This is a genomic window from Deinococcus betulae (assembly GCF_020166395.1).
Lineage (GTDB): Bacteria > Deinococcota > Deinococci > Deinococcales > Deinococcaceae > Deinococcus > Deinococcus betulae.
The window spans coordinates 140,060-165,017 of sequence record NZ_JAIQXU010000001.1; the positions used below are offsets into that span (position 1 = coordinate 140,060).

Sequence of the window (24,958 nt, forward strand, 5' to 3'; positions counted from 1 at the left end):
CGTGCGGGCACTCATGCAAGGTCTTCTGAGCGACGTTCCGCTTCTGGGTGTTCTGGAGCTGATTCATACGACGCGTCAGACTGGCGTGCTGGAGGTACAGGCCGACGTGCCGTTCACGGTGGCCTTTGTGGGCGGCGAGATTGTGTCAGGCGGCATTCTGGACTGGCTGGGCACCGAGGCCGTGCAGGCCTGCCCCCTGCTGGTGGACGCTGGAATGTTCATGTTCGAGCCGCGTGCTGTCACGGGCGCGCCGCTGGGGCCCTACGGCCACTTCTCGACCGACTGGGCGCGCCTGAGTGACGAGTGGATTCAGGTGTGCCAGGTGATTGGCAGCCCCAGCCAGGTTTTTGAAGGCCGCGTGCCGCTGTTCGACCTGCCGGGGGGCCGCTCCGTGCGCGCTGCCGCCGCCTCAGCCGAGTTGCCGCTGTTTCAGGTCGCGCAGACGGTGTCGCAGGCGGTGCAGGGCGGCACTTTGCAGCCCCAGAACCGCTTCGAGTGGCAACGCCTGAAGCTGCAGCCCACCAAGCAGCGCGCCGCCCTGCACCCCGTCGCCCGCATGCTGGACGGCGAACGCACCCTGGGCGAGGCTGTGGATCAGGGCACGCCGCTGGCCGATGTGCGCGATTACCTGCTGGGCGAGTTGCGCCTGGGCCTGCGTTTTCCCGGCAGCGGCTGGGTGCTGCGCGACCTCGTGTGGGAAACCCAGCACCTGAAAAACGCAACGACTTAAGAGGTTGGCGCTGGGCTATGAGGGCGGCACCGACATCAGCAACCGCGCCCAACATAGGAATGAGCTGACCAGGCGTTCTAGAGAGCGTTTCCCGTGTTTTCAGTCTTTAGGTCAGGCCTGACGCACTTTCAGTCACCAGTCCCCTCTAGAGCCTCGGCAGCGAATTACCCGCAGCGGCGCCCATCAGGTACAGCGCCACCCCTCTACAAGTCGGCCCTCACCCAGTCTCTGGCCCCCGGCGCTTGCTTTGGTCTGACGGTTCCCGTCTCCAGGCAGGCGCTGGCCTACAATGCCCCAATGGTCTTTCTGTCAGCCCTGCTCCTGCTCGTGGCGTTTCTGGTGGGCAGCGTACCTGTGGGGAGCGCCGTGCTGTCGCGCGCCGGGGTCAATGTCCGCGTGACCAATGCCCACAACTTAGGGGTGGACAATGTGCTGCACCGCGTCGGCGTGCGCCTGAGTGCCCTGGGCGCTCTGCTGGACGCGGGCAAGGGCTTTCTGGCCGTCCTGATGGCCTCCAGCCTGGGGACGCCCGAGGTCAGTGTGCTGGCGGCGCTGGCCGCCTACTTGGGCCACCTGAACCCGCCGCGCCTGCTGTACGGGCCGAACCCCCCGCGTGGCCGGGGCAACATGCTGCTGCTGGGCGTTCTGGCGGCATTGGCGGTGACTGGGGCCGTCCCGCTGTGGGCCGCCACGCTGCCGGTCATGGTGTATGCGGGGGTGGCCGGGTTCTGGGGCTACGTTAGCGCCGCGACCCTGGCCGGCCTGCTGACCTTTACCCTGGCCGCCGCAACCCTGAACTTGGACCCGGCCGCCAAGCTGGGCGCCCTGGCCCTGCTGGTGGCCGCCACCTGGCGCTTCAAGGAGAATCTGGGCCGACTGCTGGACGGCACCGAGCCGCGACTAGGCGACCCGGTGCCGCTGGCAGGCCGCCGCAGCGACGAGGTGGTGGCCGCCTTCATGATTCACCCCATGACGCTGGAAAACTTCTGGAGTGCGCGCCGCTTCGCCTGGCTGCGGCCGCTGGTGGAGCGCGGGGTCATCAGCGAAAAGGGCGTGCGGCAGCTTGCCGAGAGCCTACGCCCCATGAAAGTGGGCGAACTGCACGGCATCCGCACCGTGGACGGCAAGAGCATCCGCTGTTATCTGCTGTCCAGCCCCCTGCTGCCCGATGTCTTCCGGGATCAGCCGGAGCTGGCCACCCGCCGCGCCATTGAGGGCGCGCGGCTGGCCCAGGAACTGGGTGCCGAGGTCTTTGGCCTGGGCGCGTTCTGGTCCGTGGTGGGCAACAAGGGCGTGGACGTGCAGGCGGCGGTGCCGGACATCACGATCACCAACGGCGGCGCCTACACCTCGGGGACCATCAAGGCCGCCATTCCGGGCATTCTGGAGCACTTTGCCGCCCAGGGCCGCGACCTGAAACAGGCGACGGCCGGCGTGGTGGGCGCCAACGGCGTGGTGGCGTTTGGAATTGCCCGCACCATTGCCCCGCAGGTGGGCAAACTGATCATGATTGGCCGCGACCCGGAGCGCCTGGAACGCAGCGCCGCCACCCTGCGCCGCGCCGCCAAAACCACCGAGATTGTCACTACCACGAGTTACGACACCCTGAAAGAAGCCGACCTGATCTTTACGGCCACCAGCGACCCCAACCCCGTAATTTTCCCGCCGCATGTCAAGCCGGGCGCCTGGATTTTCGATGAGGGCCGCCCCGCCGATGCCCACGAAAGCGTGCAGGCCGTTCCTGGCGTGCGCGTTATCCCCGGCGGCGTGGTGCGCCCCCCCGGCGGCATGACCAGCAACATCGACCTGCAATTCGGTGAGGGGCAGGTGCCGGCCTGCCTGGCCGAGACCCTGATTATTGCCGCCACGGGGGAGCACTGGCGCAAGAGCCTGGGACCGCAGACCCTGAGCGAGAACATCAATTTCTTTGTGGAGCAGGCGGACAAACTGGGCTTTCAGGTCGTGGAGTAAAGGCACAGCAGATCGGGAGAGCCCGAACGGGCTTGATCGCTTCCAGCTGTCCTATGACGAGGCGGCGCGGTGTCATCTAATCTTTTAGATCAACGCTGCAACCTACCTCTCACTGAGGCAAGACCAGCTTGAGGCGGGTTGGAGCAGCTCGCCACCTGCTCCTCCGGGTCTGGTGAGCTCCACTCCGCATTCCCTTGGCCTTCACCTGCACGGCCCATCTCTAAAGGTCCCGTCAGGCACTCTGGGCGGCCGGGCTCTCCCAACCCTCTAGGCTGCGCGAGAATGAGGTGGTTGGTGTCTCTGGCAGTGCTGTGGGTGGTGGCCGGGGCGGGAGCGGCGCCGCTCCCCCTGTGGCTGGGTCCGGCCCGGCCGCCCGTGGCCATCAACTGGCCCGCAGACGCCTGTGCCGAGCCCACAGACCCCCTGGAACGGGCTGTGTGGGCGGTGGTGCGCGCGCAGGGCGGCAGTGACGTGTCCTGCGGCAACGCCTTCATCGGCTATCTCCGCACGCCGCAAAGTCTGGACACCCCCCAGGACGCTTTTGCTGGCCTGGCCGAGCAGATCGAGGCCGCCCGCTCAGAGGTGCTGCTGACCAACATGCAGTGGGACAGCGGCCCAGGAACGCCCGGCTGGACGGTGGCGCAGGCGGTGGCCCGGCTTTACGCGTGGGTGAGGGCCAACCCGGCGGCGTACCCGCACGGCATGACAGTTCGCCTGCTCCTGGGCAATTACCCCCAACTGTCGCGCCCGGACGGCACCGATCAGATTCTGGCCCTGATGCAAGATCTCAGGACGGCGGGCGTGCCCCTCAGCGACCCGCAGATCGGCTGGGCACTCACTCTGCTGCGCTTTGCCTCTTTTCCCCACAGCCACGTCAAGTTGCAGGTGATCGACGGCCAGGACCTGACCGTGGCCGGCTTTAACCTGACGAACTGGCATCTGCCGGTGGGCGCTCCCGGCGGCTGGGGCCTGCACGACCTGGGGCTGCACCTGCGCGGGCCTGTGGCGCAGGCGGGTGTGGCGGCCTTCGACGATCTTCAGCGGCACAGCCTGGCGCTCGTGTGCCCTGACAACGTAACCCCCGCCGAGGTCCGGCGGCGCTGCACGCTTGGCCCCGCCCCAGCGCCCAGCCACCCTGCCCCGGCAACCGAGCCGACACGGACCGGGGACGCCCGCGCCTTCGTGCTCTACCGCCGCCCCGGCGGAGAAAACCTGGCCGACGAGGCCCACCTGGCCCTGCTGGGGGCCGCTCAGACCAGCCTCGACCTGATGCAGTCGGATTTTGGCACCGACCTCGCCTGCTGGTACGCCTACCTGCACCCCGAAGGCTGCGTGACGGAGGCCTTGCCCGTGTATTTCTGGGCGGTGCTGAACGCGCTGGACCGTGGCGTGCAGGTGCGGCTCTTGGTCGTGGATTACGGCGTGGGCGCCGCCGCTAACCGCTCCGGGGTGGCGCTGCTGCGCCGGGAAATGGCCCGGCGCAGCGTTCCGGCAGACCGGCTCCAGGCGCGCTACTCCACCTTTCCCATGCACACCAAGGCCATGACCGTGGACGGCAGCATGACCCTAGTGGGCAGCATGAACTTTCATTTCAGCGCCTGGGGCACGCTGGGCCTGGCCGAGGCCGCGCTGGCGACGAGCGACCCGGCGGCGGTGGCTGGGCAGCAGGCCAGTTTCGAGCAGGCGTGGCTCACCGGCAGCCGGCCCATTCCCCCCGAGCGCTGGCAGGCGCCGGGCACCACCTTCTGAGCCTGGGGCGCGCACTACACTGTCCGGCATGAGGGTTGTGGAGAAAAGCGCTGGTCAGAGGCAGGCGGTCAGACATGGTTGAGCGGCTGCATCTGGCCAAACCCCGCGGCTTTTGCGCGGGCGTGGTCATGGCGATTCAGGCGGTGGAAAAGGCGGCCCAGACCGAGGCCCGGCCGGTGACGGTCTACCATTCCATCGTGCACAACCACACGGTCGTAGAGCGGCTTCAGGCCGGCTACAACGTGCATTTTGTCGAGGACCTGGACGGGGTGGACGCCCTACCCCAGGGCGGCGAAACGGTAGTGTTCAGCGCCCACGGCATCAGCCCGGCGGTGCGCGAGCGGGCGCGGGCGCTGGGGCTGGCCACCATTGACGCCACCTGTCCTCTGGTGACCAAGGTGCACACCGAGGCCAAGAAATACGCCCGTGAGGGGTACACCATCTTGCTGATCGGCGACAGCGCCCAGCATCAGGAAGTGATCGGCACGCGCGGCGAGGCCCCAGAGCACACCATTCTGGTGGGCGTGCTGGGCAAACGTGGCGAAGGCCTGCACGACCCCCACACCGTCGAGGTGCCCGACCCAGAGCGCCTGGTGGTGCTGACCCAGACGACCCTCAGCGTGGACGACACCCGCCGCACGGTCGACGTGCTGCGCGGGCGCTTTCCAGCGTTGGTGGTGCCCCCCAGCGAGGACCTGTGCTACGCCACCAAGAACCGCCAGGACGCGGTCAAGGCGATTGCCCCGCAGGTGGACATGTTTCTGGTGCTCACCAGCACCCATTCCAGCAACGGCATGCGCCTGCTGGAACTAGCCGCCGAGACCTGTGGCCGGGCCGAGCGCCTGGAAACAGCCGCCGACCTGGCCGGACTGGACTTTGCAGGTGTGCGCTCGGTGGGCATTACGAGCGCCGCCAGCACCCCCGACGACCTCGTGCAGGCGGTGGTAGCGCACTTCCGCGCACTCAACCCGGCGCTGGAAGTCATTGAAGAAGGTGAGTGGGAAAACATCGAATTCCGTGAGCCGAAGAAGATGCTGCCCACACAGCCGCTGCCGCGCACCATGCAGTGAGACGGATTTCGTCCATTTCCGCAATCTCTGGGAGGGCACCTAATGTTCCTCCAGTACCCGGAAATCCGTCCTCTTTCCTCTCTCCGGTCGAAAAAACGCCGTCACAGGTGGCGGAGTTCTTCGGAACTGGTCTGAGGAGGCGCCCTTGACCGTGCAGGACGCCTTGGGCTTCGCCTTCCGCCTGTTCGTGGTGTGGCAGGTGGTGTGGGGCCTGGTGGCTTTTGTGGCCATGTGGCGTGATAAGCGGCTGGCCCAGGAACGCCGAACCAGAATCCCAGAAGCGCAGCTGCACCGCCTGGAAGCCTGGGGCGGCTGGCTGGGGTCAGGCCTGGCGCAGGTGACGCTGCGGCACAAAACGCGCAAGAAGGTCTACCAGCGCGTTTTTCGTCGTTCCGCCAGCCTCTGGCTGATCGCCTGGCTTGTCCTGGGCATCCTTCAGGTTCTCTAGTCTATCAAACGCTATCCAGTTAGCCATATTTTCTTTCATGCGCTAAGATCTTTGGCATGATTGTGGTGAAAGTCGGCGGAAGCGCCGGAATTGATTACGACGCCGTGTGTGCCGACCTGGCCGGACGCTGGCGAGCAGGCGAGCGCCTGATTCTGGTTCATGGCGGCAGCGGCGAGACCAACCGGGTGGCCGAGGCGCTGGGGCACCCGCCCCGGTTTGTGATCAGTCCCAGCGGCTACACCAGCCGCTTCACCGACCGCCAGACGCTGGAAATCTTTGAGATGGTGTACTGCGGCAAGATGAATAAGGGCATCGTGGAGCGCCTGCAGCGCCTGGGCGTGAACGCGGTGGGCCTGTCGGGGCTGGACGGCCGCATCTTTGAAGGCCGGCACAAAGACAGCGTGCGGGCCGTGGAAAATGGCAAGGTGAAGGTGCTGCGCGGCGACCACACCGGCACCGTGGAGCGGGTGAACACGGGCCTCTTGGACTTGCTGCTGGGCGCGGGATACCTGCCGGTGCTGACGCCGCCCGCCAGCTCCTACGACGGCGTGGCCATCAACGTGGACGGCGACCGCGCCGCCGCCGCCCTGGCCGTGGCCCTGAAAGCCGACGCCCTGCTGCTGCTCTCTAATGTTCCGGGGCTGCTGCGCGCCTACCCCGACGAGAGCAGCCTGATTCGCCAGATTCCAGCGAATGACGTGGAACAGTACCTGGACTTTGCGCAGGACCGCATGAAAAAGAAGGTGCTGGGGGCCGCTGAGGCCGTGCAGGGTGGGGTCCGCCGCGTCATCTTCGGGGATGCCCGCGCGGGCCAGCCCATCACCGCCGCCCTGAACGGCGCGGGCACGGTGGTGTCCTAGCGTGAAGGCGGGTGCTATGCTTGCGCGCCGATGCCCAGCGCCCCTGAACTGCTGCACTTTCTGACGGTCCGGGGTGGCCGGGAATACCGCGTCACCGCCCTGCTGCGGGCCGGTCGCGGCAAGAAAGCCACCGTGCGCGAACTGGGCGACTACCGCCTGACCGTGCGCGGCGAAACGGTGCAGGCCACAGGCCCCAGCGGGCAGACCCGGCACCTCAGTCCCGAGGAGTTTCTGAACGTGTTCGGCTCCTATACCTTTACCCCTGCCGAGCCGACTGGTCTGATGACCGACCTGGGACCGCTGTTCGGCTAGCGGCAGGCCAAAGGCCCAGCGCAGAGTGTCTGGGCCCCTTGGCGTTACCGGGTTAAGGCTGCCGGTTCTGGGCGGCCGCCAGGTCAAAGGCGGCCAGCTTCACCTTCACCTCGCGCGTCTGGCCTGCACGCTGCACCGTCAGCGTCACGGTGTCGCCAATCTGCTTGTTGATAACCGTGCGCGGCAGGTCGCCCGCGTCGGTCAGAGGCTGGCCGTCCACGGCGACAATCACGTCGCCGTCGTTGGCGGCGGTGCGCTGGCCGTTTGGCCCAGTGGTCACGGTGCTGCCGCGCAGACCCGCCGCCGCTGCTGGGCTGCCAGGGTACACCTGCGCCACCAGCGCCCCCTGCTCGGGCAGCTTGGCCTGCTCGCGCTGCTCATCGGTCAGGGAAGCCACGGGGGCAAACTGAATGCCCAGACTGGGCGTCTGAATCACGGCGTCGTGGCCGCCCTTCCCGGCCTGCAACTGGGGCAGCAGCTTCTTGACCGTATTCACCGGAATGGCGAAGCCCACCCCCGCACTCTGGCCGATCCCACCTGTCAGAATCTGGGTGTTCACGCCGATCACCTGCCCGGCACTGTTGAGCAGCGGGCCGCCGCTGTTGCCGGGGTTGATGGCGGCGTCGGTCTGAATCACCGACTGCTCGACGCCTTTCGTGCCCACCCGCACCGTGCGTTCCAGGCTGCTGATAATGCCCTCAGAGACGCTGAAATCCAGACCAAACGGCGCACCCATCGCAATGGCCTTGAGGCCCACATCCAGCCCTTCGCTGTCACCCAGCGGAATGGCTTTTGCGGCGCCCTGCGGCAGCCCCTCGGCACGAATCAGGGCCAGGTCAAAGTCGGGGGCGCGGGCCACCACCTTGGCCGGGTAGGTCTTGGTGCTGCCGTGCAGGCGCACCGTGATCTCACTGGCGCCCTCCACGACATGATTGTTCGTGATGATGTCGCCGCTGCTCGTGACGAAAAAGCCGCTGCCAGTGCCGGTCTGGGCCTGTCCCCCCTCGTCGTCGTCGGGCAGGCCGAAGTCAAAGGGCAGCTGCTGCTGAAGCCGCTCGCGCAGCTGGGCCTGGGCGCTGCCCGTGTCGCTCTCGGTCACGCTGATATAGACCAGGCCGTCCTGGCGCGCCTTGACCACTTGCACGGTGTTCGCTTCGGATTCGGTGCGGGCGCGGGTCTCGGCCGCTGGCGTGGTGGCCAGCGCCGTCACCATCTCGCCAGAGGTGGCTGTAGGGGCGGGAGCCTGAGCTGAGGTGACGGCCGGCGCCCCCTGATTCAGCGCGCGGTCACGGATGTCATAGCCCACCAGAGCGCCCACGGTGAGACTGCCAGTCAGGGCCAGAAGGGACAGGGTGCGGTTCATAGCCAGACTCTGCTGCCTGGGGGTTACGCCAGTGTTAAAACGCAGGGCGCATCACCACGGCTTAAGCTGCGCTCAAGACCAGGCATCAATACAAACAGTGAAAAGACCTCGCCCTGGTAAGGAGCGAGGCCCTGTTGGAAGACTGGCTGCTGTTGGTCAGATGGTGAGACCAGCCGCACGCTGAGAGGTCAGCGCCAGGCCAGTCAGCCAGTTTTGACCCGAAGTGAATCGCCTTTGAAAGCAATTCCCTTCCGGGCAAAGTTACTTCTTGCGCTTGGTGGCAGGTTTCTTGCCGCCGCCACCCGTGGTGCGCTCTTTGGCGTCGCGCATAAAGGAGCGCAGCTTGGCCTCGAACTGAGGGCTTTGCCGGCCGATGGCGCGGGGGCGGGGCACCTCCTCGGGTTCTTCCAGCAGCTCCTTGATGGACAGGTCCAGGCGGCCACGCTCGTCGCGGCCCAGCACCTTAACTTCCACGTTCTCGCCCTCGCGGACGTGATCGTGGATGTTCCGCACAAAGGAGTGCGCGATTTGTGAGATATGGACCAGGCCCGTCTCACCGTTCTCGAACTGGATAAACGCGCCGAAATCCGTCACGCGCGTGACGCGGCCCTCCGCGACCGCGCCGGAATCAAGCTGCACCAAAGGAGGTCTCCTTAAAAAGCATGGAACTCATGGTACACCATCCCCCGCCCCCCGTGCGCAGTTCCTGAGAATGAAGGGCAGAGGCGCACAGTGAAAGGCCCCTCGCCACCCCTTGCCTACCGTCAATCAGGACCTGTGTTGGACGCGGTCAAAGTGCATTTAAGACGGCCTCGTTGGCTCCTTCCAGCCAGGTCAGCCGGTACAGCCCATGAGAGCCCGCGCTAGATTGGCCTCATGAAATTGCGCGGCACTCTGGGCGGGCTCAACCTCTTGCTGGAACCCGGCGATACCGGCCCGGCGGTGACCGAGGCGCTGGGCGTGCGTGCCGACCTGCTGGCCAGCCACGTCACGGTCGAGATTCAGGGTGACGCCGACCCAGACGCCCTGGACGCCGCCCTGCAGGCCATTCGGGCGGCGGGCGGCACGCCGGGCCGGGTGCGCGCCCCGCGCGTGAGCGTGCCGGCTCCGGCCCAGAGTGACGCCCCCGCCACGCCAGGCCCAGCCCGCACCCAGATTGTGCCCCACACGCTGCGCGCCGGCTTCCGTGAGACGTATCCCGGCAGCGTGATTGTGCTGGGCGACGTGAATCCAGGCGCCGAAATTCTGGCAGGCGGCGACGTGATCGTGGTGGGCGCCCTGCGCGGCCTGGCCCACGCGGGCACCGGAGGCAACGGCGACGCCATCGTGTGGGCGCGGCCGATTGCCAGCGCCCAGATCCGCATTGGCGACGCCGTGGCCCGCGCGCCCGAGGGCAGCAGCCTGAGCAACATGCGCCACCGCGACGATCAGCCCCTGGCCGAGATTGCCCGCTTGCAAGACGGCGTTATTCAGATTGACGTGCAGAAATAGGGCGTGGGACGCGGGCTTGTCCCGTACCCCGCGTTCTTACACCCCGGCCGGAAACTGCACGCCGCCCAGCAGGCGGTTCAGGTGCGCGGCGTGGGCCAGCAGGGGCGCGTCGGCGCCCGCAGGGGCCACCAGCAGGATGCCGCCGGGCTGGGCGCCGTTCTGGGCAGGCACCGGCAGGGCCAGGCTGGGGTACCCCGCCTTTGCCGCCAGGTGATAGCCGCGAATGCCGGGAAAAACCACCAGGTCCAGGCCCTGCGCGAACAGGGCGTCAAACCCGCGCGTGCGGGTCAGGGTCAGGTCGCGTGCGCGCGCCAGGCGGTAGGCGGCCTCGCTGCCGTCGCCGCGTGTGGCCTGGGCGGCGTGCAGCAGGGTCTGGCCGTAGCGCAGCAGCGTTTCGGGGTCGCGGCCCCCGGCCTCGATCACCTCGGCCAGGCTGCGCGGCCCGCTGGTCACGCCCGCCAGGTAGGCGTTCAGGTCGCCCTTGAACTCGTATTCCAGCACCTCCATGCCCACACCCACCGCCTTCAGGTCGGTGCGGGTGGGGAACTTCAGGTCGTGCAGGGTGGCGCCCGCCGCGCGCATGGTCTGCACCGCCCTGTCGAGCGCCTGCGTTTCTGACTCGCTGAGGCTGTCCTCGTCGCGCAGGATGCCGATGGCCGCGCCGTCCAGTGCGCCTTCGGTCAGGGCCAGGTCGGGCACAGGCAGGCGGCGCGTGGCCTCGTCACGGTCGTCGGGACCGGCCATCACGGAGAGCAGCAGCGCGGCGTCGCGCACACTGCGCGTGAGGGGGCCAGCCGTGTCCTGACTGTGGCTGATGGGCACGACGCCGGTGCGCGGGATTAACCCCAGGGTGGGCTTCAGACCGATGACGCCGTTCTGGTGCGCCGGACTGACGATGCTGCCACTGGTTTCGGTGCCAATCGCCGCCACGCACAGGCGGGCCGCCACCGCCACGCCGCTGCCGGCGCTGCTGCCGCCGGTGTCCAGGCCCGCGCCCCAAGGGTTGACGGCCTGCCCGCCGGCGCTGGAATAGCCGTTGGGCATGCCCAGGGTCATGAAATTGGCCCACTCCGTCAGGTTGGCCTTGCCCAGAATCACAGCGCCCGCCGCGCGCAGCCGGGCCACCAGCGGGGCGTCGGTGGCCGGCATATGCCCGCGCATCAGGGCGCTGCCGGCCGTGGTGGGCAGGCCCGCCACGTCGATATTGTCCTTGACCAGCACCGGCACCCCATGCAGCGCGCCGCGCCGCCCGGCAGGTAGACGGTCCAGGGCGTCGGCGTCGGCCTGGGCCTGTGGGTTTACGGCAATCACGGCACGCAGGCGTGGGTTGTGGGCATTCAGACGGGAGAGGTACAGCCGCGCCACCTCGGCGCAGGTCAGGTCACCCCGGCGGGTAGCAGCAGCCAGCGTCACGGCGTCCAGGTCCAGAATCGGGTCAGGGATGGTAGGGGTCACGGCCCTCACGATACGTCTATGCGCGGCCGCTGGCGGGCACAGGCCGCTGCGCTAGCGTGGCGGGCATGACTGCCGCGCCCGCTCCCACCGCCTTTCAGGGCAACCCCGGTTCTTACGGCGAGATTGCCGCGCTGCATGCCGTCCCCGGCGCTGCCGAGACGCGCGGTTACCCCACCTTTCATGAGGTGGCGCGCGCCGTGGAAAGCGGCGAGGCCGCCTGCGGCGTGCTGCCTGTGGAAAACAGCCTGATGGGCGCCATCCACCAGAGCATTGACCTGCTCAGTGAAACCGACCTGCATGTGGTCGGCGAGGTGGTCGTGCGCGTGTCGCACTGCCTGATGGCGCTGCCCGGCGTGGCCCTGGAGGAGATTCGCCGGGTGGCCAGTCAGCAGCCCGCCCTGGACCAGTGCACCCAGCTGATTCGGCAGTACGGCTGGCAACCTGTGGCAGCCCACGACACTGCCGGCAGCGCCCGGAATCTGGCCAGCAGCGGCGAGCGCGACCTGGCCGCCATCGCCAGTGCGCGGGCGGCCGAGCTGTACGGCCTGAATATTCTGGCCCGCCAAATCGAGGACGAGCCCTTTAACTACACCCGTTTCATGGTGCTGTCGCGTCAGGAACCCGCGCCCAGCGACGCGCCCCACAAGACCAGCCTGGTCTTCGCTGTGCGCCACACGCCCGGCTTTCTGGTCGAGACCCTGAATGAACTGCGCGGCCTGAACCTGTCGCGCATCGAGAGCCGCCCGCGCCGCGACCGCGCCTGGAGCTACCTGATGTACGTGGATATTGAGGGCAGCGCCCACGACCCGCAGGTGGCGCAGGCGCTGGCCGGGGTGCTGCGTAAGGCCAGTTACGCCAAAATTATCGGCTCGTACCCGGCCGCACAGGGCACGGTGGAGTGAAAGACGCCTGGCCTGAAGGCGCGCCCAGCCTCCTGCTCGAAACAGCCCTGCCAGACACGGCGTTAGGCGCTGCCTTGTCAGACAGGCAGGCCACTGACGTTCAGCCCGCCTTGAACGACATGGCCCTGAAGGGTGGCAGGTAGAGGACCTGCTTCAGGTGACCTCCTGCTGGATGGTGGTTGGGCCAGCGGTAAGCAGGGCTTAGGCGAAGTTCAGACGGCGGTGCTCGGGATGCGTCTTGATTGGCCCCTGTCTGTCACCAGAGTGCCAGACGCGAGGCGACCTGGGACCCATCGCAGGCCCTTTGCTGAATTGAGGGCGAACAAGGCCTGCACGCTCAACTTAGGCCGCTTTTTGCCGCGCCCGTGGCACCATGAAGTGATGCCGCGCCTGTCTCGCCTTCTGCTCTCGCCCCCCGCCTGCCGCGACCCGGCAGCGCTGCGGAACGTGGCCGCCGGGCGCACTGTGCTGGTGACGGGTGCCTCGTCGGGGATTGGCGCAGCGGCGGCGCGGCAGCTGGGGCAAGCCGGCGCCACCACGCTGATGCTGGCCCGGCGCCCGGACAGGCTGGAGGCCGTGGCGGCGCAGATTCGGGCCGCTGGTGGACAGGCGCAGGTCTACCCCGCCGACCTGGGCGACCCCGCGCAAGTGGAAGCCGTGGCCCGCGCCATCCTGGCCGACCACCCCCAGCTAGACGCAGTGGTCAGCAACGCGGGGCGCTCGGTACGGCGGCGGGCCCAGGACGGCGCGCCAAAAGCAGACCTGCCCCGGCTGTTGGGGGTCAATTTCAGCGGCCCAGCGGCGCTGCTGCTGGCGCTGCGCCCGGCGCTGGCCAGGGGCAGCGTGCTCATCAATGTCTCCAGCGTGTCGGCGCGGCATATAGGGGCGCCGCGCTGGGGGGCATATCAGGGGAGCAAGGCGGGCTTTGACCTGTGGCTTCAGGCCGCCGCTGCCGAGTGGCCGGGCGTGCATGTGGCCAGCGTCTACCTCCCTCTTGTGCGCACCCCCATGAGCGCCCCGACGCGCCTGTACCGCTGCCTGCCGGCCCTGAGCGACGACGAGGCGGCCCAGGCCGTGCTCTTTCCCCTGGTGCGCCCGGTGGTGCGGGTGGCCCCGTGGTGGCTGCGCGGCGCCGAACTGGCCAGCCTGCTGGCACCAGCTGCATTGGGACGCGGTTTGCGCGCCCTAGAACGGCTCGAACGCCGCTGGGAGACCCGGCCGTGAGGGCCGCGTGGGCCGCCCTGAAAGCAACCGGCGTGCTGGCGCCGGCCCCGTTGCCAGCCGCCGCCGGATTGCTGTGGCAGGTCGCGCGGCACGGCCCCACCCTGTACGCTCTGGTCGCCTGGCATGCCCAGCGGACCCCAGCGCGAATGGCCCTCTCCGGCGGCCATGAGAGCATGACCTTTGCCGAGTTACAGGCCCGCGCAGACCATGTGGCAGCCTGCCTGCGCCCATACACGCCGCCTGGGACCGTGGTGGCACTGCCAGCGGGGGACGGCTTGCCTTTCGTGGCCGCGCTGATGGCGGGCCTGCGCCTGGGGCTGCGGGTGGTGCTGCTGCCGCCTGGACAGGATGAGAGCGCCACCGCATGCCTGCTGGCCCGACTAAACGTACAGGCCCTCCTCACCGATGATCCGGGCCTGGCTGGTCTGGGCGTGCCGTGTCTGTCCCTGCACCGGAGCCCCGCTCAAAGGTTCGGGCCAGGCTGGCCCCGCGCTGGGCGCCTGGTCCTGCTCACTTCAGGCACCACTGGCGAGCCGCGTCCGGTTACCCGCCGCGTGAAACCACTGGCGGCCGGGCGTCTGATGCTGGCCCTGCTGGCGGCGCTGCGGCCCCACCAGGACGCGCCAGTTCTGCTGCCGCTGCCTCTATGGCACGGGCATGGGCTGGCCACCCTGGCCCTGTGCCTGGCGCTGGGCACGCGGCTGCACCTGTGCCGGGGCACACCCGCCGCCGAGTTGTGGGCGGTCATGACGCGCCAGGGCACACAGATACTGGTGCTCGTGCCCACCCTGCTGCGCCGCCTGATGGACGCGCCAGGGTCGGCACCCAGCCTCCGCACGGTCGTCTGCGGCTCGGCACCGCTGGACCCGGCGCTGGCCAGGCGCACCCAGGCGCGACTGGGCCCCGCGCTGCACAATCTGTACGGCAGCACCGAAACGGGCCTGATTTCGCTGGCCACGCCAGACGATCTGTGCGCCGTGCCAGACAGCGTGGGCCGCCCATTGCCCGGCGTACGGGTGCGCCGCGCGGCGGACGGCCAACTGCAGGTGAGCGGACTGCTGACGCGACAGTGGCTGAACACCGGCGACCTGGGTTCGCTGGACGGTGCGGGCCGCCTGCATCTGGTGGGGCGGGCCGACGACCTGATGGTCATTGGCGGCGAGAACATCTGGCCTGCACAGCTAGAGGCCGCCCTGCTGGGGCTCCCCGGCGTGCGGGCCTGCGCGGTCTTTCCAGTGGCGTGTGCCGAGTACGGCCAGCGGCCCGCCGCGTTCGTGGAGCTTGAACCGGGGGTTTCAGCGGCCAGGCTTCAGGCGGCCCTGGCCGCGCGGTTGCCCTGGCGCCTGCGCCCTGCCCCGTTGACTGTGGTGCCCGAACTGCCCCTGACACCCAGCGGCAAGGTGGCCCGTACAGTCCTCAAAGCTTGGCTGAACCAGGAAGAACCGGCCGGGCTGACGGAGCATGAGCTGTGTCCGGGACACTAAGTTCAAAGCTTGCCGAACAGCGCGTAGCGCAGGCACTTGCTCTTGCCTCAGCAGGCTTGTTTGCGCTCCGCTGACCCTTCGGCTGCGATTCACCGTAGAGTGCCGACCCTGCCGGTAGACCTGTTTGTGCTCCTGCTCTCATGCTTGTGCAGGTGTCAGCGGCCGGCTACACGGATTCCATCTGGCCCGCCAACACATCACAACAGAACCGACGTATCAACTCCACGCCTGTCGGTCCGCTTGTTACCTTTCTGCAAAGCTCTTCGAGCGTGCTGAGCCGCTTTGTCAGTTCGCTGGGATTCAATTATTTTCGCAACCGATGGAATCGGAATCCGGTTTACTTCAGGCCAGGAGTCGGCTCGACCAGGGTCCAGAGGTGGCGCAGCAGGGCGTCAGTGTCCTGAAATTCCAGCCAGGGAGCGGTCTGCTGCCCGGCGCGGACTTCCCGCAGGCCCAGGCGCTGCCCACCGCCGACCAGGCGCTCGATGCGGAGCTGGTACTCCTCGTGGGGGGAAAGATCGTCGTCGCGCCTCATGGTGGGTCAGGCTAAGGGACGGGGCGTTGCGGGGGCGTTGCAGATGCCCATGCCACCCTGAGGCCAAGTGCACCTCGCCATGCTGTAAACGCCGCTGTTTCGTTGGGTCACTCATTTCGGGGGCGTTTGCCCCCCGACTGTTCTGGATTCTGCCTTCAGAGTGTTTAGACTGACCCATGACCGCCGAGCCCCTGTGCCTGCACACCCTGGGTGTGCCCCAGGTCATGCTGGCCGGACAGGTGCTGGACGTTACCGGCAAGAGCATAGCGCTGCTGGTGTATCTGGCCATAGAGGGCCAGACGCCGCGCGAGGTGCTGGCCGACCTGCTGTGGACCGACCAGGACGCGGGGGCCGCGCGGCGCAACCTGCGGGTCCAGGTTCACCGCCTGCGGGCCTCGCCGGCTGGGGCGTGGCTGGCCCTCTCGGGAGGCGCGCTGGGGCTGAGGCCGGGCGTGCAGGTAGACGCGCTGACCTTGCAAGAAGCGCTGGCCGGAGGTGACCTGGCCCGCGCCGCCGCCCTGGCAGGGGGCCGCTTTCTGGACCATCTGAGCGTGCCCGGTGCGGCAGCTTTTGACGACTGGCACGCAGTCACGGCCCAGGCTACCTTTGAGGCGCAGCTGCGCGCCCTGGACGGCCACGCGGCGGCGCAGAGCCGGGCCGGGGCGTGGGCCGGAGCCGCCGCCACCCACCGCCGCGCCCTGGGGCTGGACCCCCTGCGCGAACGCAGCGTGCGCGCCCTCATGGACGCCTGCCTGGCGCTGGGGCAGCCGGAAGACGCCCTGGACGCCTACCGCACGCTAGAACGGCACCTGACGCAGGAGCTGGGGGGAACGCCGCTGCCCGCCACCCAGGCGCTGCGGGCGCAGGTGGAGGCGCTGCTGGCCGGTCCCGTGACGGTGCCCAGCCCCCCGGCCGCGCCGCTGGTGGGCCGCGCGCAGGACTGCCGCGCCCTGCACGAGAACCGCCTGACCCTGGTTCTGGGCGAAGCGGGCCTGGGCAAGACGCGCCTGGTGACCGAAGCGGCAGGTGAGGCGCTGCTGATCCGGGGCGTGCCGGAACTGACCCCACTGCCCTACGGCGCGCTGCTGGACGTGCTGCGCGCCGGGGCCATCCACCACTGCCCACCGCGCTTGTGGCCTCTGCTCAGCGCCGCGCTGGCGCCCCCCGGCACGGCCCCACCCCCCGACCGCGCCGCGCTGCTGGACGCCCTGGCCCAGGCGCTGGTCAGCCTGTGCGGCGGGCGCACCCTGATTCTGGACGACCTGCACTGGCTGGACCCCAGCACCCTGGAAGCCGCCTTCCTGGCCCTGCACAGAGGCGCGCCCCGCCTGTGGCTGACGGCCCGGCCCGCAGAACTGAACGCCAGACCCGAACTGCTGGAGGTGCTGGCCCGCCTGAACCCGCCTCGCCTGACCCTGAACGAGCTGAACGAGGCCGAGGTCGGCACCCTGATCCAGGCGCTGTCAGGGGCCCCCGCGCCCCTGTTCAGCCGGCGGCTGTACGAGGCCACAGCCGGGCACCCCCTGTTTCTGCTTGAAACGCTGCGGGACCTGCGCGAGCGCGGCCTGCTGACCGAGCGCGGTGGGCGCTGGCACACGCCCTTTGACGCCTCCACGGTGAATTACGCCGAGGTCCCGGTGCCGCCCAGCGTCACGGCGGCCATTTCTCAGCGCCTGGACCGCCTGGGGGAGCACACCCGCCGCCTGCTGCACGCTGGGGCACTGTGGGGCGAAACCTTCTCGGCGGCGCTGGTGGCCGCCGCCTGCGACCTGGGCGAGGGGGCCGCGCTCGACGCCCTGGAGGGCGCCGAAACCTCACGCCTGATCGTCCCGGAAGGGCCGGTATACCGCTTTGGGCACCACCTTTACCGCCGGGTCCTGACCGCGACCCTGGGGCAGCCACGCGCCCGCTTTCTCCATGGCCGCCTGGCACGACTGGCCGCCGCCGGAACGCCGCCCGCTGCCCTGGCCCGCCACTATGAACTGGCCGGCGAGGCCGCCCTGGCCTGGCCCCACTGGCACGCCGCCGCCCTGGACGCCGCGCGCCTGTATGCCCACGCCGACGCCCTGGAACTGTCTGCCCGCGCCCTGGCCTGTTCTCCCCCCCCGAACGACGCCTTTGCCCTCCACGCCGAGCGCAGCGACCTGTGCCGCCACCTGGACGATTCAGCCACCCGCCGCGCGGCTCTGGCCGCCATGCAGGCCATTGCCGCCGACCTGAACGACCCGGCCCTGCACGCCGAGCACGCGGTGCGCGCCGCCAAGTGCTGCACCGAAGACGACGACTATGCCGGGGCCATCGCCACGGCCCAGGGCGCTCTGACCCGCTGGGGGGCGTACTTAGGCGCGGACAACCGTTCGGCGCTGCTGCTTGAAAGCGGCGCGGCGCTGGCCTGCCTGGACCGCTGGCCCGAGGCCGAGGGGGCGCTGGGAGAAGCGCTGGCGCTGACGCGCGGGGTCAACCCGGTGCGGGAATCGAACATTCTGTACTGGCTGGGCTACAGCCACTTTCAGACCGGTCAGTTTGACCAGGCCGCGCAGCATTATCTGGCGTCTGTTCAGGCGTTGCCCACCAGCAGCCCCACCCGTGGCCGGGTGCTGAGCCTGTGGCGCTACGGGGCCAGCCTGCGCCGCCTGGGCCAGTGGCCCGCCGCCAGCGCTGCCCTGACTGACGCCGACATCTGCGCCCGCACCCTGAACGCCGGGTCTATTCGCGGCCTGATTGTGGCCGAGCAGGCGGCCCTGGCCCTGGACGGCGGCGACCCCGACACCGCCCGGACGCTGGCCGCCGAGGCTCAGACGCTGCTGCCCCAGCAGGGCGATGAAGGATGGGATGTGCTGCGGCCCGTGCTGGCCGCCGTGGGCCTGGCGCAAGAGGCGTAGAGCGCTGGGGATAAGACCTACCGACCGCTAAAGCCCGACCTGTTTTCTGAAGAAAATCAGCAACCTCCACCTTCGGGCGGATGGCGAGGGGCATCCGGGTCTTGAAGGTGCCACTCTGCGCTTAATGGCGGGGGCTTTATTCATTTAAGTCAGCGCTACCGTAGGGGCATTTCCAGCCCGGCCGCCTGCTGCCCAGTGACCCCCAGAACTGCTAGAAGCGCACAGCGCCCCTACCTTGCCTTAGGGCAATGTAGGGGCGTTTTCTCTGATCTTATGGCGCTTTCGGTTCGTCTTTTTTCTTTTGCACCCCGAACGGGTGGCCTGTGAGTGCGGCGCTGAACAGATTAATGACGAAGGCCCCCGCGAGAAAGAGAAACCCTTTGCGTTGTGTGTTCGAAAGACGGGGCATAACAGAGCACAGCATAGGGCTTCTTCCTGCGTGAGTCAGACACATTTGTGCTCCACAGGCGGCCTGTGGCCTGCTGTGGACTCTTCGTCCCAGCCATAAGCGGTTGACACGGCAATACGGTACTTCGTGTAGACGGCGTTGCCTGCGGCCTGGCACTCTTTCGTGCTGAGACCGCCTGATACGGACTCCGACTGAATCGAGCAGAAGCCGGGTGGAATCCGAGCGGACTTGCAAAGCTGCGCAGCAGAGCGAGCAGGAACAGATGCGGATTTCGCGATATGGAAGCGCAGACGGTGCATTCCCCGGAATCCGTATAATCCCACCTTTTGGCGGATGCTCCTGTGTTAACAGCCTTACACTATGCGTCCATGCACATTCTCCTGAAAGCTGGTATGGCGCTTCTGCTCAGCAGTCTGGCCCCAGCAGAAGGATTCACGGCTAAGGCCGGCTGTTCCCTGGAGACGGTGCCCAAACGTCACTTGCTGATGGTCACGCAGCCACTTTCCAGCGGTTGTCTGACCATCACCGAGCTGCGGAACTCCGAGTTCTTCAAAAAGCTCCGAGTCACCCTTACAGGCCCTGGTGGCAGGCGACTGTGGGGCAAAACCCTGGATGGAAATATCGGCCCCTGGCCCGTACAAGGCACCGACTGGGGCCTGGAACCGGGCGTCCTGTGGCTTGACGTCATGGAGGGATGGGAGTTTGGAACCCACGTCAGTCTGGGACTGAATCTCAGGACAGGCGAGCGGCTCTGGTACGCCGACAGCTTCACGGCGTTCCGGGATGAGCGGAGCGTGGTTATCAATTCCAGCCCACAGCACTCTGCCCACTCCACCCTGAAAGACATCACCCTCTCGGTCTATGACTGGGCAAGTCAAACGCTCAGCCGACGGGTGTACACCATCCCCGACCGCCCCGGCTGCGGCGACACCGACGAATTCGTGCGCGAGGACGCCGCCTACATTCAGCACTGGATAGACGTGCGCTTCCTTTACGCCCAGCGCAAGGATGCCTGCGGCATTTTTGTCGCCCGCTTTGAGTGGCGCTTAAATCCGCCTGCCGCGCCCACCATCCTGCCCCGCTGAACCTGTCCACCCCGCCCGACCTGCCGCCCCCACCTCTGCGCTATGCTGGGCCTTACCGCGCCCAACCGGCGTGGTCATCAAGAATCGCCGACAGGGGTTTTTCCTGCCCATACCGGCGTGGCAACCGGCCCCCATTGCGGCACGGTGCCCTCAGGAAAGTGCCGCCCCCGCGCGCTGACGATAGCGCGAACGGCAACGATGGCCCGCTCTAACGGCGCTCCCGCGCTCAACGCTTGATGTGGCGGCCCTGGTGGCCAGCCCAGTCTGCAAGAGGTTCACGACGTGACGGACATTCGCGCCGAGGCGCACCGACGTATTTTGATTCTGGACGGCGCCTGGGGCACCCAGCTGCAGCGCGCCGGCCTGACTGAAGCCGACTTTCGCCTGCCTGACGCCGACCCCCTGCGGATGTACCGGGGCAATTTCGACCTGCTGCAACTCACCCGCCCGGACGTGATTCGCGGCGTTCACCGCGCCTACTTCGAGGCCGGGGCGGATATCGCCAGCACCAACACCTTCAATTCCACGACCATCAGCCAGGCAGATTACGGCACGGAAGCGCACGCCCGCGCCATGAATGTGGCGGGTGCCCGGCTGGCCCGCGAGGTGGCCGACGAATTCACGGCACGCGACGGCCGCCCCCGCTGGGTGGCCGGCAGCATCGGCCCCACGAACCGCACCGCCACCCTCTCGCCGGATGTGGAGCGCCCTGAGTTCCGCAACGTCACCTTTGACGACCTCGTGGCCGCGTACGCCGAGGCGGCCGAGGGCCTGATCGAGGGCGGCGCCGACCTGCTGCTGCTAGAAACGGTGTTCGATACCCTGAATGCCAAAGCGGCGCTGTACGCCTGCGAGGAAGCCTTTGCCCGCACCGGCAAGACCCTGCCGGTCATGCTGTCCGGCACCATCACCGACGCCTCAGGGCGCACGCTGAGCGGGCAGACCCCCGAAGCGTTTGCCATCAGCACCTCCCACGCTCACCTGTTCAGCCTGGGCCTGAACTGCGCGCTGGGGGCCGACCTGCTGCGCCCCCACCTGCGGGACATCGCCAGCAGCACCGAGGCCCTGGTGTCGGTTCATCCCAATGCGGGCCTGCCCAACGCCTTTGGCGAGTACGACGAAACCCCCGACTACACTGCCGCTGTGCTGGCCGACTTTGCCCGAGAAGGTCTGGTGAATATCGTGGGGGGCTGCTGCGGCACCACGCCCGACCACATCCGCGCGATTGCCGAGGCCATGCGGGACATTGCCCCGCGGACTGCCCCCCGCCTGCCCACCCAGCTGCGCCTGAGCGGCCTGGAGGCGCTGACGGTCACTCCAGAACTGAATTTCGTGAACGTGGGCGAGCGCACCAACGTCACAGGCAGCCCCAAGTTTGCCAAAGCCATTCTGGCCGGCGATTACGAGGCCGGCCTGAAAATTGCCCGCCAGCAGGTCGAAAACGGCGCGCAGCTGGTGGACGTGAATTTTGACGAGGGCATGCTGGACGGCGAAGCCGCAATGGTGCAGTTCCTGAACCTCCTGGCCGGGGAACCGGATATTTCCCGCGTGCCGCTGATGCTGGATTCCTCCAAGTGGGAGATTCTGGAAGCGGGCCTCAAGCGGGTGCAGGGCAAGGCCGTGGTGAATTCAATCTCGCTAAAGGACGGTGAAGAGAAGTTTCTGGAGCGCGCCCGGCTGCTGCGGCGTTACGGCGCGGCGGCGGTGGTCATGGCCTTTGACGAGCAGGGGCAGGCCGACAATCTGACCCGGCGCACCGAGATCACCTCGCGCGCCTACCGCCTGCTGACAGAACAGGCCGACTTTCCGCCGCAGGACATCATTTTCGACCCCAACGTGCTGACGGTGGCCACCGGCATTGAGGAACATGACCGTTACGCGCTGGACTTTATCGAGGCCACGCGCTGGATCAAGGCCAATCTGCCGGGCGCGCTGGTGTCGGGCGGCATTTCCAACGTCTCGTTTGCCTTCCGGGGCAACAACCATGTGCGCGAGGCGATGCACGCGGTCTTTCTGTACCACGCCATCCGCGCGGGCCTGGACATGGGCATCGTGAACGCGGGGATGCTGGCAGTTTACGGGGACATTGAACCCGAACTGCGTGAGGCCGTGGAGGACGTGATTCTGGCCCGCCGCCCACAGACGGGTGACCTCAGCGCCACCGAGCGCCTGGTCGAACTGGCTGACCGTTACAAGGGCATCAAGCGAGAGGTCGGCGCCGCCAGTGCTTGGCGCGACCTGTCCGTGCAGGAGCGCCTGACGCACGCGCTGGTGGCCGGCATCACCGACTTTGTGGATGCCGACGCCGAGGAAGCGTATCAGGCACTCGGCTCGCCGCTGGCGGTTATTGAAGGGCCGCTGATGGACGGTATGAACGTGGTGGGCGACCTGTTCGGAGCCGGCAAGATGTTTCTGCCGCAGGTGGTCAAGTCGGCCCGCGTGATGAAACGCGCTGTGGCCTACCTGACACCGTATATGGAGGCCGAGAAGCAGCAGAGCGGCGGCAAGGGCCGGGTGCTGCTGGCCACCGTTAAGGGCGACGTTCACGACATCGGCAAGAACATTGTGGGTGTAGTGCTGGCCTGCAACGGGTATCAGGTCACCGACCTGGGCGTAATGGTGCCCACCGAGAAGATTCTGGACGAGGCCGCACGCATCGGCGCCGACGTGATTGGGCTGTCTGGCCTGATTACCCCCAGCCTGGACGAGATGGTGACGGTGGCCCGCGAGATGACCCGGCGCGGGCTGACCCTGCCGCTGCTGATCGGCGGCGCGACCACCAGCCGCGCCCACACCGCCGTCAAGATTGACCCGGCCTACCCCGGCCCCGTGGTGCATGTGCTGGACGCCAGCCGCGCCGTGACCACCACCGCCGACCTGCTGGCCGACGCCGCCGGGGTGCAGGCGCGCATCCGCACCGAATACGACGCCCTGCGTGAGCGTCACGGCGGGCGGCAGGTCCGCCTGGTTGACCTGAAAGACGCCCGCGCCCGAGCACCGCAACTCTCCCCCATCCCGGCCCCGGCACCCCGCGAACCTGGCCGGCAGGTCATCGAACAGCCTCTGTCCGGCCTGCTGGACTACATTGACTGGACTCCCTTTTTCATCGCCTGGGAAATGAAGGGCATCTACCCGAACATCCTGACCGACCCCCTGCGCGGCGCCGAGGCCCGCACCCTCTTTGCCGATGCCCAGGCGCTGCTGCGGCGCGTGATAGACGAAAGGTTGCTGACCGCGCGCGGCGTGATCGGGCTGTGGCCCGCAGAGCGCGACGGCGACGACATTGCTGTGCAGGTGTCGCCGTCCGCGCCTCTGGGCGAACCGCTCGACCTGCACACGCACGAACTCGCCGCCGGACGCGAGGCGCTGCCCAAGGTGGTGCATCTGCATACCCTGCGTCAGCAGCGCGACCAGACCACGCCTAACACGGCGCTGGCCGACTTCATCCAGCCGGCTAGTGACCATATCGGGGCATTTGCCGTGGCCATTCACGGCGCCGAGGAATTGGCCGCGCAGTTCGAGGCCGAACACGACGACTACAGCGCCATCTTGGTCAAAGCGGTGGCTGACCGGCTGGCCGAGGCCTTTGCCGAAAAGCTGCACCGCGACGTAAGGACCCGCCACTGGGGTTACGCCCCCGACGAGACACTGGGCAACGACGACCTGATCCGGGAACGCTATCAGGGCATTCGTCCGGCCCCTGGCTACCCTGCCCAACCCGATCACACCGAGAAGCGCACCCTGTTTCGCCTCCTGAAGGCAGAAGAAGCTGGCCTGCGCCTCACCGAATCCTGCGCCATGACCCCTGCGGCCGCCGTCTCTGGCCTGTATTTTGCCCATCCCGAAGCCCGTTATTTTGCCGTGGGCCGCATCGGCCGCGACCAGGTGGAGGACTACGCCACCCGCAAAGGGCTGACCGTGCAGGAAACCGAGCGGTGGCTGGGGCCCATCCTCGCCTACAACGCTGAAGAGGCCACAGGGCGGGAAGAGCCAAGGGAAGCCGTGCCCCTTCGGCCCTTAGAGCCAGTGACCCTCAGACCTGCTGTAGGCGGTTCCCTGTGAGCCGCATCTCGGTCGAACTCGTGCCGCGCAGCCGCTCGGGGCTGAAGGCAGAACTGGCGGAGGTGACGGCGCATCTGAGCGAGGTGGATACCGTCAATATCCCCGACCTGACCCGCTATTCCCTGCGCTCCTGGGCCGGATGCAGCTTTGCGGGGCCGGGCCTGACTTCTATTCCCCACCTGCGGGCGGTGGATTTCAACCCGCGCGAGCCGCTGCCCTTCTTGCCCCTGCTGGAAGCGCATGGCATAGAGGAAGTGCTGGTGGTCACGGGAGACGCGCCCGTGGACATGAGCGCCAAGGTTTACGACGTGGACGCTGTGGACCTGATTCGCCGCCTGAGCCGTGAGGCGCCGCACCTGCGGGTCTATGCAGGGCTTGACCCTTACCGGCAGTCTTTCGTGCGCGAGCGCAACTATCTGGAACGCAAGCTGGACGCCGGCGCATACGGGTTTTTCACCCAGCCCTTCTTCGACCTGCGCGTGGCCGACACCTGGGGTGACCTGCTACCGGACGGCACGCCAGTCTGGTGGGGGGCAACCAGCATTCTCACTGAGGCGAGCTTCAACTACTGGCGGGCCCGCAACCACGCAGTCTTTCCCCGCTCCTTCACGCCGACGCTGGCGTGTAACCGCACCTTTGCCCGCGATCTGCTGCATTTTGCGCGTGAACGCGGTCAGCACGCCTACTTCATGCCCGTAAAGGTCAAGGTGCTCGACTACTTGGGCGGTCTGCTGGGTGGCCAGCAGGAGCGGCTCCCTCATCAGGAAGTCGTCTGGAACGCCAGCCTGTAGAGGGCTGACGGCGCTTCTCTCTGCAAAGGGCCTAGAAGTGGTCGGGGATTGCTTTGAGGTTGCTCCTCCACCCTGACAGGTCTCTCTGTCTACGCTGAGTGAGTCGGCCCCTCTCTCCGAAGCTCAGGGTCAAGG

19 protein-coding genes are annotated in these 24,958 nt (G+C 67.8%); 15 read left to right on the forward strand and 4 right to left on the reverse strand.

Annotation, left to right across the window (positions count from 1 at the left end; translation table 11 throughout):
- The first annotated feature begins 13 nt into the window (after positions 1–13).
- The 7 genes from K7W42_RS00665 to K7W42_RS00695 all read left to right on the forward strand — a co-directional run bounded on the left by K7W42_RS00665 (position 14) and on the right by K7W42_RS00695 (position 7,140).
- Positions 14–730 (forward strand): DUF4388 domain-containing protein, encoded by a 717-nt coding sequence (locus K7W42_RS00665; RefSeq protein ID WP_224571467.1) that lies wholly within the window; start codon positions 14–16, stop codon positions 728–730.
- Between the two features lie 297 nt (positions 731–1,027).
- Positions 1,028–2,701, forward strand: a complete 1,674-nt coding sequence (locus K7W42_RS00670) for a glycerol-3-phosphate acyltransferase (RefSeq protein ID WP_224571468.1) — start codon at positions 1,028–1,030, stop codon at positions 2,699–2,701.
- Between the two features lie 294 nt (positions 2,702–2,995).
- Positions 2,996–4,450 carry a phospholipase D-like domain-containing protein gene (locus tag K7W42_RS00675; protein ID WP_224571469.1) on the forward strand — a complete coding sequence of 485 codons (1,455 nt, stop codon included), beginning with the start codon at positions 2,996–2,998 and terminating at the stop codon, positions 4,448–4,450.
- A 74-nt stretch (positions 4,451–4,524) separates the two neighbouring features.
- Complete coding sequence (gene ispH, locus K7W42_RS00680; RefSeq protein ID WP_224571470.1) at positions 4,525–5,520, forward strand: 4-hydroxy-3-methylbut-2-enyl diphosphate reductase; 996 nt, start codon at positions 4,525–4,527, stop codon at positions 5,518–5,520.
- A gap of 151 nt (positions 5,521–5,671) precedes the next feature.
- Positions 5,672–5,968, forward strand: coding sequence for a DUF1294 domain-containing protein (locus tag K7W42_RS00685; RefSeq protein ID WP_224571953.1), 297 nt, complete (start codon positions 5,672–5,674; stop codon positions 5,966–5,968).
- 56 nt (positions 5,969–6,024) lie between these two features.
- Positions 6,025–6,828 carry a [LysW]-aminoadipate kinase gene (locus K7W42_RS00690; protein WP_224571471.1) on the forward strand — a complete coding sequence of 268 codons (804 nt, stop codon included), beginning with the start codon at positions 6,025–6,027 and terminating at the stop codon, positions 6,826–6,828.
- 30 nt (positions 6,829–6,858) lie between these two features.
- Positions 6,859–7,140 (forward strand): hypothetical protein, encoded by a 282-nt coding sequence (locus K7W42_RS00695; RefSeq protein ID WP_224571472.1) that lies wholly within the window; start codon positions 6,859–6,861, stop codon positions 7,138–7,140.
- Positions 7,141–7,192: 52 nt separating this feature from the next.
- On the opposite strand, the gene K7W42_RS00700 is transcribed toward K7W42_RS00695, so the two are convergent.
- Together K7W42_RS00700 and K7W42_RS00705 are read right to left on the reverse strand one after the other, a co-directional pair.
- Positions 7,193–8,503, reverse strand: coding sequence for a S1C family serine protease (locus K7W42_RS00700; RefSeq protein ID WP_224571473.1), 1,311 nt, complete (start codon positions 8,501–8,503; stop codon positions 7,193–7,195).
- A gap of 261 nt (positions 8,504–8,764) precedes the next feature.
- Positions 8,765–9,145: a S1 RNA-binding domain-containing protein gene (locus K7W42_RS00705; protein WP_157458311.1), complete on the reverse strand. Its 381-nt coding sequence runs from the start codon at positions 9,143–9,145 to the stop codon at positions 8,765–8,767.
- Between the two features lie 234 nt (positions 9,146–9,379).
- Between K7W42_RS00705 and K7W42_RS00710 the strand changes: the two genes are divergently transcribed.
- The gene (locus K7W42_RS00710) at positions 9,380–9,994 is read left to right on the forward strand and encodes a septum site-determining protein MinC (protein WP_224571474.1); all 615 of its coding nucleotides are present in this window, start codon (positions 9,380–9,382) and stop codon (positions 9,992–9,994) included.
- Between the two features lie 36 nt (positions 9,995–10,030).
- Here the strand turns inward: K7W42_RS00710 and K7W42_RS00715 are convergent, their stop codons facing one another.
- Entirely contained in the window at positions 10,031–11,449 is a 1,419-nt protein-coding gene (locus K7W42_RS00715; RefSeq protein WP_224571475.1) for an amidase family protein, read from the reverse strand.
- Between the two features lie 65 nt (positions 11,450–11,514).
- Between K7W42_RS00715 and K7W42_RS00720 the strand changes: the two genes are divergently transcribed.
- The 3 genes from K7W42_RS00720 (at position 11,515) to K7W42_RS00730 (ending at position 15,059) form a co-directional block, all read left to right on the forward strand.
- Positions 11,515–12,351 carry a prephenate dehydratase gene (locus K7W42_RS00720; protein WP_224571476.1) on the forward strand — a complete coding sequence of 279 codons (837 nt, stop codon included), beginning with the start codon at positions 11,515–11,517 and terminating at the stop codon, positions 12,349–12,351.
- 381 nt (positions 12,352–12,732) lie between these two features.
- Positions 12,733–13,575, forward strand: coding sequence for an SDR family NAD(P)-dependent oxidoreductase (locus K7W42_RS00725; RefSeq protein ID WP_224571477.1), 843 nt, complete (start codon positions 12,733–12,735; stop codon positions 13,573–13,575).
- Positions 13,572–15,059: a class I adenylate-forming enzyme family protein gene (locus K7W42_RS00730; protein ID WP_224571478.1), complete on the forward strand. Its 1,488-nt coding sequence runs from the start codon at positions 13,572–13,574 to the stop codon at positions 15,057–15,059. Before K7W42_RS00725 ends, K7W42_RS00730 begins: the two co-directional genes overlap by 4 nt.
- Before the next feature lie 337 nt (positions 15,060–15,396).
- Here the strand turns inward: K7W42_RS00730 and K7W42_RS00735 are convergent, their stop codons facing one another.
- The gene (locus K7W42_RS00735) at positions 15,397–15,594 is read right to left on the reverse strand and encodes a hypothetical protein (RefSeq protein WP_224571479.1); all 198 of its coding nucleotides are present in this window, start codon (positions 15,592–15,594) and stop codon (positions 15,397–15,399) included.
- Between the two features lie 176 nt (positions 15,595–15,770).
- On the opposite strand from K7W42_RS00735, the gene K7W42_RS00740 reads away from it, so the two are divergent.
- From K7W42_RS00740 to K7W42_RS00755, 4 genes are all read left to right on the forward strand, one after another.
- Entirely contained in the window at positions 15,771–18,476 is a 2,706-nt protein-coding gene (locus K7W42_RS00740; RefSeq protein WP_224571480.1) for a BTAD domain-containing putative transcriptional regulator, read from the forward strand.
- Between the two features lie 777 nt (positions 18,477–19,253).
- Positions 19,254–19,970: a hypothetical protein gene (locus K7W42_RS00745; protein ID WP_224571481.1), complete on the forward strand. Its 717-nt coding sequence runs from the start codon at positions 19,254–19,256 to the stop codon at positions 19,968–19,970.
- 282 nt (positions 19,971–20,252) lie between these two features.
- Entirely contained in the window at positions 20,253–24,032 is a 3,780-nt protein-coding gene (gene metH, locus K7W42_RS00750) for a methionine synthase (RefSeq protein ID WP_224571482.1), read from the forward strand.
- Positions 24,029–24,823, forward strand: a complete 795-nt coding sequence (locus K7W42_RS00755; protein WP_224571483.1) for a methylenetetrahydrofolate reductase — start codon at positions 24,029–24,031, stop codon at positions 24,821–24,823. The genes metH and K7W42_RS00755 overlap by 4 nt, the downstream gene beginning before the upstream one ends.
- The last annotated feature ends 135 nt before the right edge of the window (positions 24,824–24,958 follow it).